This window comes from Hymenobacter sp. DG01 (genome assembly GCF_006352025.1).
In the GTDB taxonomy this organism is placed as follows: domain Bacteria; phylum Bacteroidota; class Bacteroidia; order Cytophagales; family Hymenobacteraceae; genus Hymenobacter.
The window spans coordinates 2,261,197-2,279,107 of the sequence record NZ_CP040936.1; the positions used below are offsets into that span (position 1 = coordinate 2,261,197).

The window sequence follows — 17,911 nt, forward strand, 5'->3', positions numbered from 1 at the left end:
CTCATGCCCACCGCCTACCTCCTCCTCGGCTCCAACCTCGGCGACCGAACTACGATTCTGCGTGAGGCTATAGACCACCTGAATGCCACCGCCGGCACCGTGGTAGCCTCCTCGGCACGCTACGAAACCGCCGCCTGGGGTCTTGAGGATCAGCCGGCTTTCCTGAACCAGGCCATCTGTGTGCAGACTCCTCTCCTACCCCTCCAACTGCTGGAAACCTGTCAGGCCACTGAGCAGCGCGCCGGCCGGGAGCGGCTGGTTCGCTGGGGCGCCCGCACCCTCGACGTGGACATTCTGCTCTATGATGACCTTGTTCTCAACACGGAGCGCCTGACCCTACCTCACCCGCGCCTGCCGGAGCGCCGTTTTGCTTTGGTACCAATAGCTGAAATTGCAGCTGATGTCATGCATCCAGGGTTAGGAAAGACGGTAGTAAAATTATTGGCGGAGTGTACAGATATGTTGGAAGTAATACCATTAAAAACACGAGGATCAAATTCAGATGCACCTGCTCATATATCTAATATTAGGAATACAGAAGAGATAAGTTATACGAATAACATCAGATTATTCAGTAACGCATTACTCAACAACTATCTACATAAGGTAATTTTACATATAGACACTAACCCAACTTTTAATTCATCTGAAATCCCTCTCAAATTTCATTACGCAGGCTCTGCAACGTTTGTAACTCTTGACCAGCGTTTAAAAGTTTATACTTCTACGACTTCTGCAGGCTACGATACTTTTTGGACAGAAACCACTAAAGAGTCAGGAGCTGATGAAAGAATATTAGTCATTAATAGTAAGATTGTAAGTGTCCGGATTTCGAGCAGAAGTAATTTAGAACTCCCCTTCAAGCTTACAATAGAATTTGAAAATAAGAACCTGTTTCTTTACTGTGCAGAGATATACCCAGGTAATGACGGCAATTTCAAATACTCATCAAACGACGAAATGATCCTTGTTTTCGAAGATGAGAAAGAAGCTTTGAAGTTTGAAGAATTAATTGAGCTTTGACTAATGAATAATCATCTTCAGTCACACATAAATAGAAGCACTATTTCAAAATAAAAAAGGCCCGTTAGCAAAAACTAACGAGCCTTTTTGTTTGCTGGTGAATTTAACCTAAACGGCTGCCGAACTGACTGCCGCTTCTGGGGCAATTTTCTTCACCAAGCCTTGGAGAACTTTGCCGGGGCCACACTCTACCAACTCGGTAGCGCCGTCGGCTACCATGCGCTGCACGCTCTGGGTCCAGCGGACGGGAGCGGTGAGCTGGCGCACCAGGTTTTCCCGGATTTCGTCGGGGTCGGTGTGAGGGGCGGCATCCACGTTCTGGTACACCGGGCAAATGCCTGCCGAGAAGGTAGTGCTTGCAATGGCCTGAGCCAGGGCCGCTTCCGCCGACTGCATCAGGGGCGAGTGGAAGGCTCCGCCCACCGGCAGGGGTAGGGCGCGCTTGGCGCCGGCAGCTTTTAGCTGCTCGCAGGCCAGTTCAATGCCGCGCTGGGAACCCGACACGACCAGTTGGCCGGGGCAGTTATAGTTAGCAGCCACCACCACATTGCCACCCGCACTAATTTCCTGGCAGATGCGGGCCGTGGTATCGTCGTCGAGGCCGAGGATGGCGGCCATGGTGCCGGGTTGCTCCTGGCAGGCGGCTTGCATAGCCTGGGCACGCTGGGCTACCAGGCGCAGGGCGTCTTCAAACTTGAGCACCTTGGCGGCTACCAGCGCCGAAAACTCGCCCAGGGAGTGGCCGGCCACCATAGCCGGGTTCAGATCGGGCATCACAGCAGCCAGAGCTACTGAATGCAGGAAGATGGCGGGCTGAGTTACGTCAGTGCGACGCAGGTCCTCGTCGGAACCACTGAACATCACGTCCGTGAGGGAAAAGCCCAGGATTTCGTTGGCCTGGTCCATCAGGCGCTTGGCCTCGGGGTGCTGCTCGTACAGGTCGCGGCCCATGCCGCTGAACTGGCTACCCTGACCGGGAAAAATAACTGCTTTCATCAGTTCAGAAGAAATACAGCAGCCCAACTGCCTTTCGGCGGCAGGCTGCGCAAGGGTGGAAAAAACAAGGACGCAAGCTGCACAAATCGGCCCGAATGCCCAAAGGCTGCCCCGAGCATCAAGCCTCCAGCGGCTACTTCACCATTACCCGGCTGACCTCACCGGTTTGCTTATCTACGTTCACGGCCGCGTTATCAGGCTTTATTCCTACCCTATCAGAACGTTTCACCAGCACCTGCCAGCTGGTGCCGGCGTCCACCACCGTTAAGGTCTGCAGCTGATACACAGCCGAATCGGGCTGGGTGCGAAAGTAGCGGCTGGCCAGGGCTGTGGCCTGGGCCTCGGTAGTAGCCGCGGCGCTGGTAGTACTGTTAGGCTCAGTGGCAGCCGGCGGGGTAGTAGAGTCAGAATTGGTAGAGGTGCAGGCTGCCACAAACAGCAGCGCAACAAGGGGAGTGAGTCGGTTCATGCTTCAAAGAAAGCATAGTGCATTAAAAAGGCGGCCAGACTTTGGAGTCTGGCCGCCTTTTCAGGATAAGCGAAGTTTAGCGGTTAATCTGTACCCAGCCTTTGAACGTGCGCTTGGTACGGTTGGCATCCTTAAACTCTACCTCGGCCTGGTAGAAGTACATGCCTTCCGAAACGCGGGTGCCGGAGCCCGATTCGGCGCCTACATTGCCGCCACTCCAGTTGATGAGCGGGTCCCGGTCGCTTTCGTACACCTTGGTGCCCCAACGGTTGTAAATCCTCACTACCGTTCGCTCAATGGGACTGAACACCTTAGGCCGGAACGTATCATTCTTGCCGTCGCCATTCGGGGTGAAGATGTTGGGCAGGAGGAACAGCAGGCAGTTATCCTTACACTCCGTGTTGCTCAGCGCACTCACGGCCCGGTTAGCATCTACGGCCTGCACGGCGTAGCAACCGGCAGCGCTACGCAGGCCCTGGTGCACGTACGTAGTCTGGGTGCCAGGTACGCGAGCCAGCTCCTTCAGCGGCTCGTTGTTGGAGGGGGCGTAGTAAATGATGTAGGTAACAATGTCGCGGCTGCAATCAGCGGTGGGCTGGTTGCTCAGCGTCCAGCTCAGGTAGTTGTTATAGATTTCCCCGGTAGCGGGCGTGGTAGCCGGCAGATCGAAGAGTCGGCTGGCCAGACTGTCGCAGTTCGTGGGCTTGAGCGTCAGGATGGGGGTGCACGGAATGGGTAGCAGCGACACGCATTGCTCCTGACTTAGGTTGATCAACGAATCTGGCAGGGAGATGTCATAGGTGCCATTCGTTTTCACGTAGTAGCAGTAGGTTTCACCCTTCACCAGCGGCCGGGCCGTAGTGCCCTGGTCGGTGAACGTGCCACCTATTGCAGTGCCTGTTACCTTCCCAACGGGCGCGAACGTGCCGTTTTGCAGGCGCCGGTAAATGGTAGTAGGCCGCCGCGAGTTGTCCCAGGGCACATTGTACGTCCAGGTCAGCCCCACACTGTTGGTCAGCGGATTCGGGGTAGCCTCAATGCGCACGCTGGAAGCCGGGGCTGGCCGTTCCCGGATGCGGGTGGTATCGGAGGCATTGGCAGTAGCGGCCCGGAAAAACACCAACCGGTACGAATAGGCGTTTTCAGTGGTATTCAGGCCGGTATCTACCCAAGTAGTGTCATTCAGGCCAAATGCCTGATTGATGCGGGTGTAGCTGCCGGCCGCTGGGTTCTGCCCCACTGCCCGGTACAGGAGGTAGCCAGCCGGCGCGTTGAACGATGCCGTTGGAGCCGGCTTGTTCCAGCGCACCGTAATCTGGCCGTCGGAGGTGCTCGTGCGGTCCACGGTTACGTGGGTCAGGCGGGCCGAGCGGCCGGTTACTTTCACGCAGGCCTCGTTGGAGGCAATGCTGGCGCCCCCGGCAGGCCGGGCAAACTCCACGTAAATGCGGTAGCAGTAGTTTTTGCCCCGCTCCAATCCCCGGCCGTTGTTGTCGTCGAGGAAAGTACGGCTACCTACGTTGATGGTGCCAATCCGGGTGTAGCCCCGCGAGGCCGGAATACCCGTTTCGCAGGGGCCCGGCGTCCAGCCGCTTTCGTTTTCCCGCCGGTACACCCGAATCTCGGCGCCCGGATTCTGGCACAGGTAGTTATCCCAGTCGAGGCGGGCGTTGTTACCCACGGGGGTTACCCGCAGGTTCTGGGGGGGCGGCCCTACCACGGTGATGCGCAGCGGCCGCTCGTCAATGAGAGGAGTAAGCCCGGTTGCCGGCTGGTCGGTGGCTTTGAACAAAACCTGATGCGGATCGGAGCGGATGTCGTCGCAGGTGGGCGTCCAGTTAAACGTGCCACGGGCGGTGGGCGGCCCCTGCGAGTTTTGCACGAACGTAGCCGGCGGAATCATGCCGCCGTAGGCTTCCAGGGTAATGCGGTTGTTCTCCGGGTCGGTGGCCGTTACTACCACCGGCGGAATTGGGGTACCGGCAACCACGCACAAATCGGGCGGCACTACCAGGGTAGGGCGCAGGTTATTGCTTGGGGTTACGGTAATCTGCATATCCCGGACTACCTCCCCCATTAGGCGAGGCGGCGCCCCCGGAATACGGCGCCACTCCTGCACCACCATAGCCACATTGTACTCACCAACCACCTCCGGCGAGTTCCACACAATCTGCCCGGTATTAATGTCCTGCTGGTAGATGGCAGGGTCATTTGGCACCCCCACGGGCGGACCTGCATAGGGTACCTGTATAGCCCGGAAAAACCCATCATCAGGGAAGCGGAAACCGGAAGCATTAGTAGGACGGGGGTTGGAATTAGACCTTACCAGTGTTTCGGGGCTACCTGCCTGCTGGCTTTCCCGCCGCAGGAAAACCAGCGAGTCGCCATCGGCATCATACGCGGCCGGGTTGTGCAGAAACACCTGCCGGCGGCTGGCCTGGTCGATGGCCGGGGCCAGTAGCACAGGCGAGCGGTTTTCCTTTAGAATAGGATCAAGAATAATGCGCGTCGAGATGTAAAAGGACTCGTTTACTGAATTAGTCAAATTCTGCACCCCAGCTACCCGGTTCACGCTCAAGTAACTGACCAAGTAATTCCCGGGGGCGTTGTACGTATGCTCGAAATAGTACACATTCCGATACACGTTCGGGGCAATCAGCGTCTTTTTAACCCGCTTAATTGCCCCTAAACCTGAATTGGTGTTATCCCCGAAGAAGATAGTAACCTCCGGCTCGTCCGCCGCAAGCTGCCCGCCAGTAGTAGTAACGCTGGTATAGAGAATCATCTTGAAGAAGATTCTGCGCGGATTCCGGTTGGCAACGGGCAGGGTAGTATCCGTCTTAGCCTGGATGTCGCCGGCCCGCAGGTGGGTGGCATCGGCAGAGGAAGGCGTACCCAACCAGGCTACTAGCAATAGGAGCCCGGCCAGCCAAAGCCGTACCGGGCGGTTCAGTAGCGGAAGATTCATAGAGTCAGGGTATTGATAGGCGGAAAGGAAGGCAGGGAAGTTCAGTAAAAACCTAGCTAGAACCTAACAAAAGCCCTTGCATTTAGGTTAAGTAGTTACCGCAAGGTACTAACGGAGTTGACCAGCTATAGATTCACTCTAACGTGAAAGCCTTATTCAGATTGTTTCCTACTAGGTTGGAGCCTACCTTTGACCGTTACAACTGACCTACCCACACCCCTTCAGTAGCTCTCTATGAGTTGGATTACAAAAACCTTTTCCAGTAGCATCGGCCGTAAGATTATTATGGCCGTTACAGGCCTGTTTCTCTGCTCCTTCCTGGTGGTACACCTGGTAGGAAACCTGCAGCTGTTTAAGGCCGACAATGGCGTGGCGTTCAACGCCTATTCTGAGTTTATGGGCCACAACCCGCTGATCCGCACCTTGGAAATTGTGCTGGTTCTGGGCTTTGGCTTTCACATTTACGAGGGCTTGGCCCTGGCCGCTAAAAACCGCGCCGCCCGGGGCAACCAGCGCTACGTGTCTGACCACATTGAGCAAAACAGCTCCTGGCACTCGCGCAGCATGGCTCTGTTGGGCAGCATCGTGCTGTTCTTCCTGATCGTGCACCTCTACAATTTCTTCGGCTCCCTGCGCTTTACCGATGTACCGCGCGATGCCAACGGCAACGAAGATGCTTACGCCCTGGTACTTGCGGCCTTCAAAAATCCGCTGTATGTATTGCTCTACGTGGTAGGCCAGGTAGCCCTGCTCTACCACTTGCTGCACGGCTTCAGCAGCGCCTTCCAGACGCTGGGCCTGACCCACCGCAAGTACACGCCGGCCATCAAGTTTATTGGTTACGGCTTCTCGATTGTTGTGTGCGCCGCTTTCGCCGCCATGCCGATCTACTTCTACTTTTTCAAATAAGTCCTAAACTCGACTGCCGATGTTTCCGGATTCCAAAATTCCCGAAGGCCCGTTGGCCGAAAAGTGGGACAAGCATAAATTCAACGTTAAGCTCGTAAACCCCGCCAACAAGCGGAAATACGACGTCATTGTAGTAGGCACCGGCTTGGCTGGTGCTTCGGCCGCAGCCTCTTTGGCTGAGCTGGGCTACAACGTAAAAGCCTTTACCTACCACGATTCTCCGCGCCGGGCGCACTCTATTGCCGCGCAGGGGGGTATCAATGCCGCTAAAAACTACCAGAACGACGGTGACTCGGTGTACCGCCTGTTCTACGATACAATTAAAGGTGGTGACTACCGCGCCCGCGAGGCTAACGTGTACCGCTTGGCTCAGGTATCGGTCAACATCATCGACCAATGCGTGGCCCAGGGTGTACCCTTTGCCCGCGAATACGGCGGACTGCTGGCTAACCGCTCCTTCGGGGGTGCTCAGGTAAGCCGCACGTTCTACGCCCGTGGCCAAACCGGCCAGCAGCTGTTGCTGGGTGCTTACTCGGCCCTTTCGCGTCAGGTAGCCTACGGCAAAGTGAAGCTCTACACCCGCACCGAAATGCTGGATGTGGTTATCGTGGACGGTCAGGCTCGGGGTATCATCACCCGCAACCTGATTACCGGCGAAATTGAGCAGCACGCGGCCCACGCCGTAGTACTGGCTACCGGCGGCTACGGCAACGTGTTCTACCTGAGCACCAACGCCAAGTACAGCAACGCTACGGCCGCTTGGCGGGCCCACAAAAAAGGCGCCTACTTCGCTAACCCCTGCTTCACTCAGATTCACCCCACCTGCATTCCTGTATCCGGCGACTACCAGTCGAAGCTGACGCTGATGTCGGAGTCGCTGCGTAACGACGGCCGCGTATGGGTGCCTGCCTCCAAAGAAACGGCAGAGCGCTTGCGCAAGGGCGAAATCCGGGTAAATGACATCAAGGAAGAGGACCGCGACTACTTCCTGGAGCGCAAGTATCCCGCTTTCGGTAACCTGGTACCGCGCGACGTGGCTTCGCGCAACGCCAAGATGATGTGCGATGAAGGTCGTGGGGTAGGCAGCTCGGGTCTAGCCGTATATCTCGACTTTGCCGACGCTATCAAGCGCAACGGCGCCGACTGGGTAAGCCAGAAGTACGGCAACCTGTTCGATATGTACGCCAAGATTACCGGCGAGAATCCTTACGAGCAGCCCATGCGCATCTACCCGGCCGTACACTACACCATGGGTGGCCTCTGGGTAGATTACAACCTGCAAACCACGGTACCCGGCCTGTACGCTACCGGCGAGTGCAACTTCTCTGACCACGGCGCCAACCGCCTGGGGGCTTCGGCTCTGATGCAGGGCTTGGCTGACGGCTACTTCGTGATTCCCTACACCATCGGGGACTACCTGGCCCAGACCCCGCCCAAACCGGTCACCACCGAGCACCCCGCCTTCAAAGAGGCCGAAGCAGAAGTACGCGCCCGCGTACAGAAGCTGATGAGCATCAATGGTACCCGCACTCCCGACGATTTCCACAAGGCCCTGGGCCACATCATGTGGGAGTTCTGCGGCATGGCCCGCAACGCCGAGGGTCTGCAGCATGCCAAAGCTGAGATTCAGAAGCTGCGCCGGGAATTCTGGAGCGACCTGAAACTGGTAGGAACCGAGGCCGAAATGAACCAGGCTCTGGAAAAAGCCGGCCGCGTAGCCGACTTCCTCGAGTTGGGTGAGCTGATGGTGGACGATGCCTACCACCGCAACGAAAGCTGCGGCGGCCACTTCCGCGAGGAATACCAGACGCCCGAGGGCGAAGCCCTGCGCGACGATGAGAACTTTACGTATGTAGCGGCTTGGGAATACACCGGTGATAACCGGGCTTCGGCACTTCATAAGGAAGATTTGCGTTTCGAGAACGTGAAGCTCACCCAACGCAGCTACAAGTAGTGGGTCTGTCTGCAGGGGTGGTATTTCCCTACCCCTGCAGGCTGCTTCAACCGCTCACTACCTAATACTTACTACTCCATACTCTTGAAATAAAATGGCTGGAAGTAACCCCAATGCCAAACCCATGAACCTCACGCTGAAAGTGTGGCGGCAGAAAAACCGCAACGCTCAAGGCGCTATCGTGGATTACCAGGTAAAAGACATTTCGCCTGATATGTCGTTCCTGGAAATGCTGGACGTACTGAACGAAGATTTGCTGCGCCAGGGTGAAGAGCCGGTTGCCTTTGACCACGACTGCCGTGAAGGCATCTGCGGTTCGTGCAACCTGTTCATCAACGGCCGCGCCCACGGCCCTGAGCCGGGAACCACTACCTGCCAGCTGCACATGCGCAAGTTCAATGATGGTGACACCATCACCATTGAACCCTGGCGCTCCTCTGCCTTTCCGGTAAACAAGGACCTGAGCGTGGACCGCTCTGCCTTCGACCGGATTATTCAAGCTGGTGGCTACATCTCGGTAAACACCGGTGGTACCCCCGATGCCAACGAAATTCCGATTCCCAAGGACATTGCCGACCGCGCTTTCGAAGCCGCGACCTGCATTGCCTGCGGTGCCTGCGTAGCTTCCTGCAAAAATTCCTCGGCCATGCTGTTCGTATCGGCCAAGGTGTCGCAGCTGGCGCTCCTGCCCCAGGGCCACGTTGAGCGTAAGTCGCGGGTAGAAAATATGGTAGCTCAGATGGACAAGGAAGGCTTCGGCGCCTGCTCCAACATTGGCTCCTGCGCCGCTGAGTGCCCGGTAGGCATCTCTCTGGAGAATATTGCCATCCTGAACCGCGAATTCCTGTCGGCCAAAGCAACTTCGAATAACCTGGCTTAAGGTTTCCGGTTATTACGGCAGGACTCCAAAAAAGCGAAACGGAAATCCGTTTCGCTTTTTTGTTGCTTTCCCGACCCGAGCCCTGCCACCACCTGCGGCGCGGCAGGGCTCGGGTCGCTTCATCATTTATCTTTCCATTGATGATAACCATTATTGCCGGCACTAACCGGCCCAATTCGCGCGCCCGGCGCGTAGCCGACTTTTACGCCCAGTTGCTGGCCCAACACGGGGTAGCCTCCCAGCTGCTGGATCTGACGGAGCTTCCTCAAGATTTCACTACCTCCGCCCTGTACGGCAACACCGGCCGTCACGACGAGTTTAACCGCTTGGTGGCGCTGGCCGAAAGCGCGGAAAAGCTGGTTTTCGTAGTGCCTGAGTATAATTGCTCTTTTCCCGGGGTGCTGAAAGCCTTTATCGATGGCCTGCCTTATCCCGGTGGAATCCGGGGGAAGAAGGCCGCACTAGTAGGCTTAAGTAGCGGAAGTCAGGGTGGCATTCTGCCCCTCAATCACCTTACCGATGTGCTTATGTACCTGGGCACCGCGGTTCTGCCCCAACGAGTACGTTTGCCTTTCATTGATAAGTTTCTGACCGCCGAGGGCCTGATTACGGAGCCCCTGTACCAGCAGCTTCTGCGCGAACAGGTTGAAGCCTTACTGGCGTTCTAAGCTTACGCCCTACCCCTCGGTGTCAGCCCAAACCCTGATGAAGGCACCGGAATCTACCTGTCCGAAGCCTGTGTTCAGACCGAAAGTGGTATCTTGAGGTATCTGCTTACGCGCCGCGCCTATGGTTTCTTTTTCGGGCATCCGCTTTACGCAGTGGTTAGCGCCTGCCGTGGGGTTGCTTGGTTGCCTGCTGGTTGCCTGCAGCCCCACGGGCACAGACGAAACCGACGAAAGCCCTACCCCAGCCACGCCCTACACACTGGTATTACCGACCAACCTGCCGCAAAAGGTGGGCATTCCGAGCGACAACCCGCTCACGGTAGAGGGAGTAGAGCTGGGCCGAAAGCTGTTTTATGAGGTTCGGCTCTCCCGTACAGGAACGCAGTCCTGCGGTAGCTGCCATCAGCAAAGCAAGGCCTTCACCGACGGGTTGGCCCGGGCAGTGGGGGTAGCAGGTCAGCCGCACCCGCGCGGTACCATGTCTCTGGCCAATGTGCTGTGGGAAAAGAACCTGAACTGGGATGGTGCGGCTACCAGCCTGGAGCAGCAGGCCCGGCTGCCCATTGAAAATCCGTTGGAAATGCATCAGTCGCTTGCCGATGGTGTGCGGAAGCTGCAGCAAACCGACCTCTACCCGCCTCTTTTCCAGAAAGCCTTCGGCAGCTCCACTATCAGCGAAACCATGGTATTGAAGGCGCTGGCCCAGTTCGAGCGTACCTTGATTTCAGCTAACTCCCGCTACGATAAGTATCTGCGCAAGGAAGGCTCCCTGACGGCGGCGGAGCGGGCCGGCGCCGGCTTGTTTATTAACCACCCCAGCGAGGTTAGCGGCCTGTTTATTCGGGGGGGCACCTGTCACCACTGCCACACCAGCGAGGATGGCCTGTTCAGTTCCCCGGACTTCTTCAACAATGGCCTGGATGTAGCCTTCGCCGATATCGGCCGGGCCGGCGTGACGGGGCAGAGTGCCGACCGGGGCAAATTCCGGGCTCCTACCCTTCGCAACATTGCCCTGACGGCCCCTTACATGCACGATGGCCGCTTTCAAACGCTGGAACAAGTGCTGGACCATTATAATGAGCACGTTCAGACCAACAGTCCCGGGGTAGATCCGAATGTGTTGCTGTCCAACACGCCGGGCGGTACGCATCTGGACCTCACTCCTACTGAAAAAGCCCAGCTGATTGCGTTCCTGAAAACCCTGACCGACTCCACGTTTATTACGGATCAGCGGGTTTCTGACCCGTTTAAACCCTAGCGGCACTTTCAGTATGCCGGAAAGCAGTAGGTTTGGCATGTATTCGCTTTTGCTACGTGGCCACTTCTGCTACTCTTCCTACCCCGGCTATTGCCCAGACCTATCTGCCTGCTTTTACCGGGGTAAGGGCGCTGGCCGCGTACCTGGTGTTTCTGCACCACTTTAACCCGTTCCGCAACAACCCCGAGTGGCCGCGGCTGCAGGCTTGGGTTCTGGAGTTTCACGTCGGCGTCCCAATTTTCTTTGTCCTAAGCGGCTTTCTGATCACGCTTCGCTACGGGCAGCAGCCAGTGCAGTGGCGGCGCTACATGGGTCGGCGGCTTGCCCGCATCTATCCGCTGTACCTGCTGCTTTGTTTGGCCACGTACTATGCTTTCTGGCGGGCCAATCACTTTCTACCCCACCACTTTTTCCTCAGCCTTACGCTCACCCAGGCCTTTTTCTCCGATGCCAAGTATGCTGGTATTGCGCAGGCCTGGTCCCTGACCGTGGAGGAAAGCTTCTATCTGCTGGCTCCCGTAGCGTTTTGGCTGCTACGCCGGCGCGTGTCGCTGTGGGTTCAGCCCTTTGCCTTGCTGGGGGTAGGAATTCTGCTGGTGCTGGCGCTGAGCCCGGTGAGTGCCCGTTTGTATGGTTTGCTTGGCTCTTTCCGGCTTATGCTGCTGTTCTCTATATTCGGTAGGTGCTTTGAGTTCTACGCCGGCATGCAACTGGCCCGGTGGTACCAGCAGGGCCGACTTCGGCACCATTGGCGGCCTGCTCTGCTCACCTTATTGGGCATTGGCCTGATGATAGCCGCTGTGGGCGGTATGGTCTGGACAAAGGGTGGCTACACCTATGGGCAGGAGCATGCTTTCGGTATAGCACTTAACAACGTAGTTCTGCCAGGAGGAATTATGATGCTCTTTGCCGGTTTACTGACCGAGGCTACCTGGCTGCGTCGCCTGCTATCAACGCGGCTGCTCCAACTCCTGGGCAAAAGCTCCTATGCCTTTTATTTGATTCATCTAGGCTCCGTGCGCGACTGGCTGGCGCTTCATCTGACCCCGCACAACGGCTTATTGTTCGTATTACTTAATCTGCTGGCCATTGGGCTGCACTATGCCATTGAGGAGCCGCTTAACCGGTGGCTGCGGCCGTCGGTTGCGGTTGCCTAAGGTCTTCACGAAAACCTGTACCTGTCCATTTCTCTTCTTTCTATGCTGCCTCACCGCCTAGCTGGCTTCCTCTGTTGCGCGCTGCTGGTCACGGCCTGCACGCTCACCCCCCATTCTCACCGCGGCCGCATGCTCAACCCCGATCGGGAGCTGGCAGCTCCAGCCTTCGTTCCGGCTGATTCGACTGCCGTACCAGCTGACTCCCTGGCCCCCAGACCCTAAAAAAACCCACACAGCTCCTCTCTCTAGTCAGGGAGAAGCTGTGTGGGTTTTACGTGCCGGCTGTATGACTGAAAATCAGTCAGCGCCAAGCTGATGAGGTTCGTTAGTCCACGTTATCGTGCAGGAAGCGGTTGTCGCCTAGCAGCTCGTTATCATCTGACAGGTTGAAACGGCTGATGTTCTGCTCCGAAGACGGCACCACATTCTCCAGCTTCACCTGGCGCCGCAGGTAGGCCGGGGTTTCCAGCTGGTCCTTAATGGCGTCGTTGGTGAGCCCGTTGCTCAGGGCCTGCAGGCGCTGGCGGCGCTCTTCGGCCCGCGCATCCAGGGAAGGTCGCGGGAGCGTATGGTGTGTTACGGCCGGCTGAGCTCCTTGCTGTTGGAATAGCACAGGCTCCAGCGAGGGCGCGGAGGGAGCCGAAACCACCGGGGGTACGTAGGCGGCTGGGGCCGGAGAAGCCTCCAAATCGTACTTCACTGGCTGGGCTTCCGGGGCTGCGGGCACCGGCGCCCCAAAGGTGGGCACTACCGGAGCATCCTGGCGGTCCTTATCAAAGATGTTGATCTGCGGGTCGGGCTGGGTTGTGGCCAAGCTGTTATCAGGCTCACTGCTACGGGCCACCACGTTGGTGATGTTGTGCGCGTCGCGGGCAAAGCCGGTAGCAATTACCGTTACCCGAATGCTCTGACCCAGCGTGGGGTCGATACCGTGCCCGAAAATCACTTCGGCGTTCTGGCCGGCTTTGTCCTGAATGTACTCCGTGATTTCCGTGAGTTCATCCATTTCCAGCTCGGCCTGGTCGCCCGACATGATACTGAGCAGAATTTTCTGAGCTCCGTGAATATCGGTGTTGTTAAGCAACGGTGAGGCCAGGGCCTCTTCGGCAGCGCGCTGGGCGCGGTTTTCACCTTCCGTAATGCTGCTACCCATCACGGCCGCGCCCGAGTCTTTCATGACGGTTTTCACGTCTTCAAAGTCCACGTTCACGTCGGCCGTAACCGTAATAATTTCGGCAATAGATTTGGCCGCTGTGCTCAGCACGTTGTCGGCTTTGGCGAAGGCCGAGCGGATGGGCAGGTTGCCGTAAATCTCGCGCAGCTTATCGTTAAGAATTACCAGTACGGTGTCGCAGTTGTCGCTCAGCTCCTTGATGCCGTGCTCCGCCTGCTGACGCTTTTTCTTGCCTTCAAACATGAAGGGGGCCGTCACGATACCTACGGTAAGGATACCCAGCTCTTTGGCCACCTTAGCAATAACCGGCGCCGCACCGGTGCCGGTACCACCGCCCATGCCAGCCGTGATAAACACCATTTTGGTGCCGTTGCTGAGCAGCTCCCGAATTTGCTCGCGGCTCTCAATGGCCGCCTGCTTCCCCCGCTCCGGGTTGGCGCCGGCTCCGAGGCCCTCAGTCAGGTCGGCCCCAATCTGCAGGCGGTTGGGCACCGTGGAAGATGCCAGTGCCTGCTTATCGGTGTTGCAGATGACAAATTCTACGTCCTTGATGCCTTGGCTGAACATGTGGTTCACGGCGTTGGAGCCGCCGCCCCCCACGCCAATCACCTTGATGATGGACCTAGACTGTGCCGGAATATCGAAAGTAAAATTCATGTGGTGAGTCAATTAAAAATTAAAAATTGAGAATTAAAAATTGAGCGCAACCCGCCTGCCGCACATTCAAAACCTGTGCTCATTTTTAATTTTTAATTCACAATTCTTAATTGACATTAATACTGTTTGTCGTCGAAGTCATCAATCAGCAGCCCTTTGGTGCGGCTGATGATCTTCTGGAAAAAGTCGCCGGGGCCCGATTTTTTGGGCGCTTCGGGTGCTGGTTGCGTGGCCTGCTGAGGCTGCGCCTGTGGTGCCGCCGGCTGGGGTGCCGGCGCGGGGGTAGGCCGCACTTCGGGGGCGGTACGGTAGTAATTCTGCTCGGGCTCGTCGTAGCTGCGCTGGGCCATCCGGTCGTCGATGGAGCGGTAGCCGGCCAATACCAACCCCACTGTGGTGGCATACATCGGCGACTTTACGGCTTCGATCTTGCTTTTGCCCAGGTGCTCATTGGGGTAGCCGATACGGGTGTCCATACCGGTTACGTACTCCGTGAGCTGCACCAAGTTCTGGAGCTGCGAGCCGCCACCCGTCAGGACGATGCCGGCCGCCAGCTTGTCATGGAAGCCCAGACGCTGAATTTCAGCGTACACCAGCTCAATGATTTCCTCCATCCGGGCCTCAATAATGTAAGCCAGATTCTTGAGGGAAATTTCTTTAGGTGCCCGGTCACGCAGGCCCGGAATGCTCACGATTTCGTATTCCGAGGCTTCCTCAGCTATGGCCTTGCCAAACTTCACTTTCAGCTGCTCGGCCTGGTTTTGCATTACCAGGCAGCCCTGCTTGATATCGGAGGTGATAATGTTGCCACCGAAAGGCAGCACGGCCGCATGCCGGATGATGCCGTCTTTGAAGATAGCCAGGTCCGTCGTGCCACCCCCAATGTCAATCAGGGCGACACCGGCCTCCTTTTCCTCGTCCGAAAGCACCGACATACTGGAAGCCAGCGGCTCCAGAATCAGGTTGTCGATTTCCAGCCCGGCCTTGGTAACGCACTTGTTAATATTGTTGATGGCCGTGCTTTGCGCTGTGATAATGTGGAAGTTGCCCTCCAGACGCACTCCTGACATACCCACCGGGTCCAGAATACCTTCCTCGTAATCCACCTTGTAGTCCTGGGGCATTACATGGATGATTTCGGAGCCGGGCGGAGTTACCAGCCGGTACATATCGTTGGTGAGGCGGTTTACATCACCCAGCGTGATTTCGTTGTCGGTCGAAGTGCGCGTGATGCTGCCGTTGTGCTGCAGGCTCTTGATGTGCTGCCCGGCAATGCCCACGTTTACTACCCCAATGTTGATGCCCGACTGCTCCTCGGCCTGCCGGATAGCTTTCCGGATGGCGTCCACCGTTTTATCGATGTTGGATACGATACCGCGCACAACTCCCTCCGACACGGCTTTGCCCATGCCCAAAATTTCGAGCTTGCCAAACTCATTCTTACGCCCTACCAGAGCGCAGATTTTGGTGGTGCCAATGTCGAGGCCGACTACAATCTTATCGTGTTGCATGAAAGGGAGGGGCGAGAGAGTTGCGGTTGGTTGCAGGAAGAGGGTAACCTAATGCGCTATAAGGTAGTGCTTTAGGCCGATAGTTTTATTCGCAGATTATCTGGTCTTTGAACTCGACATTAACCCGGTGATAGGTGTCCCAGCCGAGAACAGGGGGAATTTGACGGTAAAATACCATCAGTTTCGCAAATTTTTCCGAAATATTCTCAGGAAAGCCAAATTCGATACGTTGATTGCCTACCTGCTGGGTGAAAGAAAGCTTACCGTTAGGCTCGATAAATACTTCGGCTACCTGCGCGCGCCAGAAAGGCTTCTCGTCAATGTAGCGCAAAAACTCCAGGTAACGCTGGCCGGTGCTGTCCTGAAAAAAGCTGGCCGGCAGCGGGTGCCCCCCAAGCCGGGAGATGGGTACCACGCGGGCCGTAAACAGCGGCGACAGGGGTAAGCGGCGGCCATCGGCGTCAAGGTAACTGTCCCGCCGGGTATCGCTGTGCACCAGGCGGGCGATGGGCCGGTTCTGGCGCACGTCGGCGTGCAGGTTACCGGCCAAGTCGCGGTACACCTGCGCTTCGTTCACGAAGCTGTGCGCCTTTAGGCGGGCTTCCAGGTCTTTCAGGTCCACGTCGGCGGGGGAAGCACCTTCCAAGCGGTCCTCGCCGTGGCGGGTGAGCAGACTGGTCACTTCCCGCTCGCTGATAAAGAAGTTATTAAACTCGTTGCTGATGGACACAATAACCCCGTTCACCGGCCGGGTAGCCTGGCGCACGGCGGCAAAGGCGCCTAGTGCAACCAGCAGCACCAGGCAGCCCGTGGCAAACAGTAAGTTATTGGCTTTACGCTTCAACTCCATTCCAGCGAAGATTCAAAATATTCTTTAATCTAGGCACCAACTGGTCGATGTCTCCGGCCCCAACCGTGGCTAATACGTCAAAATTGGGATTGGTTTCGGCATTCCGCAAAATTTCTTCTTTGGACTGCAACGACTTCAGGGGGGTCATTATTTGGGACAAAATCAATTCCGACGTCACGCCCGGCATAGGCAGCTCCCGCGCCGGATAGATATCGAGCAGCACCACCTCATCGGCAAGGCTCAGGCTTTCAGCGAATCCCGGCGCAAAGTCGCGGGTGCGGCTGAATAGATGGGGCTGGAAGATTACCCGCAGCTGCCGGCCCGGATACAAGGCCCGCAGGGAACGGAGAAAGGCCTCTATTTCGCGTGGATGGTGGGCATAATCATCTACATATACCTTGGGTACGGCGGGCGTACCGGCCGTGAGGATAAACTCGAAGCGGCGCTTTACCCCCCGGTAAGCGGCTACGGCCGATTGCAGCTGCTGCGGGCTGAGACCATGAAGCTGGGCTACGCAGGCGGCGGCCAGCATATTTTCCACGTTATGGTAGCCGGGCACCGCCAGTTCCAGGCTCTCTACCGTTCCCTGCGGCCCGTGTAAGGCAAATCGGAACCGGTGCCCCTCGGCGGTAATGGCATCGGCGTAGAGCTCCGGGCCCTGCTCCGGTGAGAGGCCGTAACGGATGACCTGCACCCCTTCGGGCGCGGCGGCGGCCACACTGGGGTCGGCGGTATGGTTGATGATGAGGGTTCCGCCCGGCTGAATCTGGCCCACAAACTGCCGGAACGACTCTACCAGAGCCTCCTTGTGCCCATAGATATCGAGGTGGTCGGCGTCCGTGCTGGTAACAATAGCCACGGTCGGGAACAAGGTCAGAAAGCTACGGTCGTACTCGTCGGCTTCTACCACTACGGGGGTGGTAGCGGCTGGGGCTGAAGCTGGGGGCAGCAGCAGGTTGGAGCCCAGATTTACGGCAATACCGCCCAGGAAGGCCGCGCAGGGTACGCCTGCATGATGCAGCAGGTGCGCTACCATGCTGCTGGTGGTGGTTTTGCCGTGGGTACCGGCTACGGCAATGGTTGGGCGGCCCTGGGTCAGCAGGCCCAGCACCTGGCTGCGCTTGCGAATATCGTAGCCCTGCTCTCGCAGCCAGGCCCACTCCTGGTGGCCCTGGGGAATAGCGGGCGTGAGAACCACGAGGGTTTGGGTCCGATTCTCGCGTACCTCGGTCGGAATATTGGCCACGGCGTCCTCGTAGTGCACGGCTATGCCTTCGGCGCTCAGGGCCTCCGTGAGGGGGGTAGGCGTTTTGTCGTAGCCACTGACAGAGTGCCCGTTGGCCTTAAACCAGCGCGCCAGGGCCGACATGCCAATGCCGCCGATACCGAGGAAAAATACGTGAGGAAAAGCCGCTACAGGATTCAACGTCAGAAGCA

General features: G+C 57.3%; 15 protein-coding genes. 8 read left to right on the top strand and 7 right to left on the bottom strand.

Translation table 11 applies throughout. From position 1 onward, the window contains the following. Positions 1-3: 3 nt before the first annotated feature. Positions 4-1,023 carry a 2-amino-4-hydroxy-6-hydroxymethyldihydropteridine diphosphokinase gene (folK, locus tag FGZ14_RS22245; RefSeq protein WP_139923643.1) on the top strand — a complete coding sequence of 340 codons (1,020 nt, stop codon included), beginning with the start codon at positions 4-6 and terminating at the stop codon, positions 1,021-1,023. A 108-nt stretch (positions 1,024-1,131) separates the two neighbouring features. Here folK and fabD read toward each other — a convergent pair whose 3' ends face one another. The 3 genes from fabD to FGZ14_RS09485 form a co-directional block, all read right to left on the bottom strand. Next, positions 1,132-2,019: an ACP S-malonyltransferase gene (fabD, locus tag FGZ14_RS09475; RefSeq protein WP_139923645.1), complete on the bottom strand. Its 888-nt coding sequence runs from the start codon at positions 2,017-2,019 to the stop codon at positions 1,132-1,134. Positions 2,020-2,152: 133 nt separating this feature from the next. Beyond that, positions 2,153-2,488, bottom strand: coding sequence for a hypothetical protein (locus FGZ14_RS09480; protein ID WP_139923647.1), 336 nt, complete (start codon positions 2,486-2,488; stop codon positions 2,153-2,155). Positions 2,489-2,564: 76 nt separating this feature from the next. Continuing rightward, positions 2,565-5,456: a gliding motility-associated C-terminal domain-containing protein gene (locus tag FGZ14_RS09485; RefSeq protein ID WP_139923649.1), complete on the bottom strand. Its 2,892-nt coding sequence runs from the start codon at positions 5,454-5,456 to the stop codon at positions 2,565-2,567. A 234-nt stretch (positions 5,457-5,690) separates the two neighbouring features. Here FGZ14_RS09485 and FGZ14_RS09490 point away from each other — a divergent pair, with 234 nt between their 5' ends. From FGZ14_RS09490 to FGZ14_RS09520, 7 genes are all read left to right on the top strand, one after another. Further along, on the top strand, positions 5,691-6,365 hold the full coding sequence (locus tag FGZ14_RS09490; protein ID WP_139923651.1) for a succinate dehydrogenase cytochrome b subunit: 675 nt from the start codon (positions 5,691-5,693) through the stop codon (positions 6,363-6,365). Positions 6,366-6,384: 19 nt separating this feature from the next. Next, positions 6,385-8,319, top strand: a complete 1,935-nt coding sequence (locus FGZ14_RS09495) for a fumarate reductase/succinate dehydrogenase flavoprotein subunit (RefSeq protein WP_139923653.1) — start codon at positions 6,385-6,387, stop codon at positions 8,317-8,319. Between the two features lie 124 nt (positions 8,320-8,443). After that, a complete protein-coding gene (locus tag FGZ14_RS09500; RefSeq protein ID WP_139926076.1) occupies positions 8,444-9,199 on the top strand; it encodes a succinate dehydrogenase/fumarate reductase iron-sulfur subunit in 756 nt (251 codons plus the stop codon). Positions 9,200-9,339: 140 nt separating this feature from the next. Next, entirely contained in the window at positions 9,340-9,867 is a 528-nt protein-coding gene (locus FGZ14_RS09505) for an NADPH-dependent FMN reductase (protein WP_139923655.1), read from the top strand. 121 nt (positions 9,868-9,988) lie between these two features. Next, complete coding sequence (locus FGZ14_RS09510) at positions 9,989-11,125, top strand: cytochrome-c peroxidase (protein WP_139923657.1); 1,137 nt, start codon at positions 9,989-9,991, stop codon at positions 11,123-11,125. A gap of 56 nt (positions 11,126-11,181) precedes the next feature. After that, on the top strand, positions 11,182-12,282 hold the full coding sequence (locus tag FGZ14_RS09515; protein ID WP_180754576.1) for an acyltransferase: 1,101 nt from the start codon (positions 11,182-11,184) through the stop codon (positions 12,280-12,282). 42 nt (positions 12,283-12,324) lie between these two features. Beyond that, a complete protein-coding gene (locus FGZ14_RS09520; protein ID WP_139923662.1) occupies positions 12,325-12,504 on the top strand; it encodes a hypothetical protein in 180 nt (59 codons plus the stop codon). A gap of 103 nt (positions 12,505-12,607) precedes the next feature. On the opposite strand, the gene ftsZ is transcribed toward FGZ14_RS09520, so the two are convergent. The 4 genes from ftsZ to murC form a co-directional block, all read right to left on the bottom strand. After that, a complete protein-coding gene (gene ftsZ / locus FGZ14_RS09525; protein ID WP_139923664.1) occupies positions 12,608-14,113 on the bottom strand; it encodes a cell division protein FtsZ in 1,506 nt (501 codons plus the stop codon). Positions 14,114-14,229: 116 nt separating this feature from the next. Next, positions 14,230-15,624 (bottom strand): cell division protein FtsA, encoded by a 1,395-nt coding sequence (ftsA, locus tag FGZ14_RS09530; protein WP_139923666.1) that lies wholly within the window; start codon positions 15,622-15,624, stop codon positions 14,230-14,232. A gap of 85 nt (positions 15,625-15,709) precedes the next feature. Then, positions 15,710-16,474, bottom strand: a complete 765-nt coding sequence (locus tag FGZ14_RS09535; RefSeq protein ID WP_139923668.1) for a cell division protein FtsQ/DivIB — start codon at positions 16,472-16,474, stop codon at positions 15,710-15,712. Then, positions 16,458-17,900, bottom strand: a complete 1,443-nt coding sequence (gene murC / locus FGZ14_RS09540) for a UDP-N-acetylmuramate--L-alanine ligase (protein ID WP_374221708.1) — start codon at positions 17,898-17,900, stop codon at positions 16,458-16,460. The genes FGZ14_RS09535 and murC overlap by 17 nt, the downstream gene beginning before the upstream one ends. Positions 17,901-17,911 lie beyond the last annotated feature (11 nt).

What these genes read in the sequence shown, in the direction of transcription:
- folK (WP_139923643.1), top strand. Translation starts at nt 4, where the DNA reads ATGCCCACCGCCTACCTCCTCCTCGGCTCCAACCTCGGCGACCGAACT.
- fabD (WP_139923645.1), bottom strand. Translation starts at nt 2,019, where the DNA reads ATGAAAGCAGTTATTTTTCCCGGTCAGGGTAGCCAGTTCAGCGGCATG.
- FGZ14_RS09480 (WP_139923647.1), bottom strand. Translation starts at nt 2,488, where the DNA reads ATGAACCGACTCACTCCCCTTGTTGCGCTGCTGTTTGTGGCAGCCTGC.
- FGZ14_RS09485 (WP_139923649.1), bottom strand. Translation starts at nt 5,456, where the DNA reads ATGAATCTTCCGCTACTGAACCGCCCGGTACGGCTTTGGCTGGCCGGG.
- FGZ14_RS09490 (WP_139923651.1), top strand. Translation starts at nt 5,691, where the DNA reads ATGAGTTGGATTACAAAAACCTTTTCCAGTAGCATCGGCCGTAAGATT.
- FGZ14_RS09495 (WP_139923653.1), top strand. Translation starts at nt 6,385, where the DNA reads ATGTTTCCGGATTCCAAAATTCCCGAAGGCCCGTTGGCCGAAAAGTGG.
- FGZ14_RS09500 (WP_139926076.1), top strand. Translation starts at nt 8,444, where the DNA reads ATGAACCTCACGCTGAAAGTGTGGCGGCAGAAAAACCGCAACGCTCAA.
- FGZ14_RS09505 (WP_139923655.1), top strand. Translation starts at nt 9,340, where the DNA reads ATGATAACCATTATTGCCGGCACTAACCGGCCCAATTCGCGCGCCCGG.
- FGZ14_RS09510 (WP_139923657.1), top strand. Translation starts at nt 9,989, where the DNA reads ATGGTTTCTTTTTCGGGCATCCGCTTTACGCAGTGGTTAGCGCCTGCC.
- FGZ14_RS09520 (WP_139923662.1), top strand. Translation starts at nt 12,325, where the DNA reads ATGCTGCCTCACCGCCTAGCTGGCTTCCTCTGTTGCGCGCTGCTGGTC.
- ftsZ (WP_139923664.1), bottom strand. Translation starts at nt 14,113, where the DNA reads ATGAATTTTACTTTCGATATTCCGGCACAGTCTAGGTCCATCATCAAG.
- ftsA (WP_139923666.1), bottom strand. Translation starts at nt 15,624, where the DNA reads ATGCAACACGATAAGATTGTAGTCGGCCTCGACATTGGCACCACCAAA.
- FGZ14_RS09535 (WP_139923668.1), bottom strand. Translation starts at nt 16,474, where the DNA reads ATGGAGTTGAAGCGTAAAGCCAATAACTTACTGTTTGCCACGGGCTGC.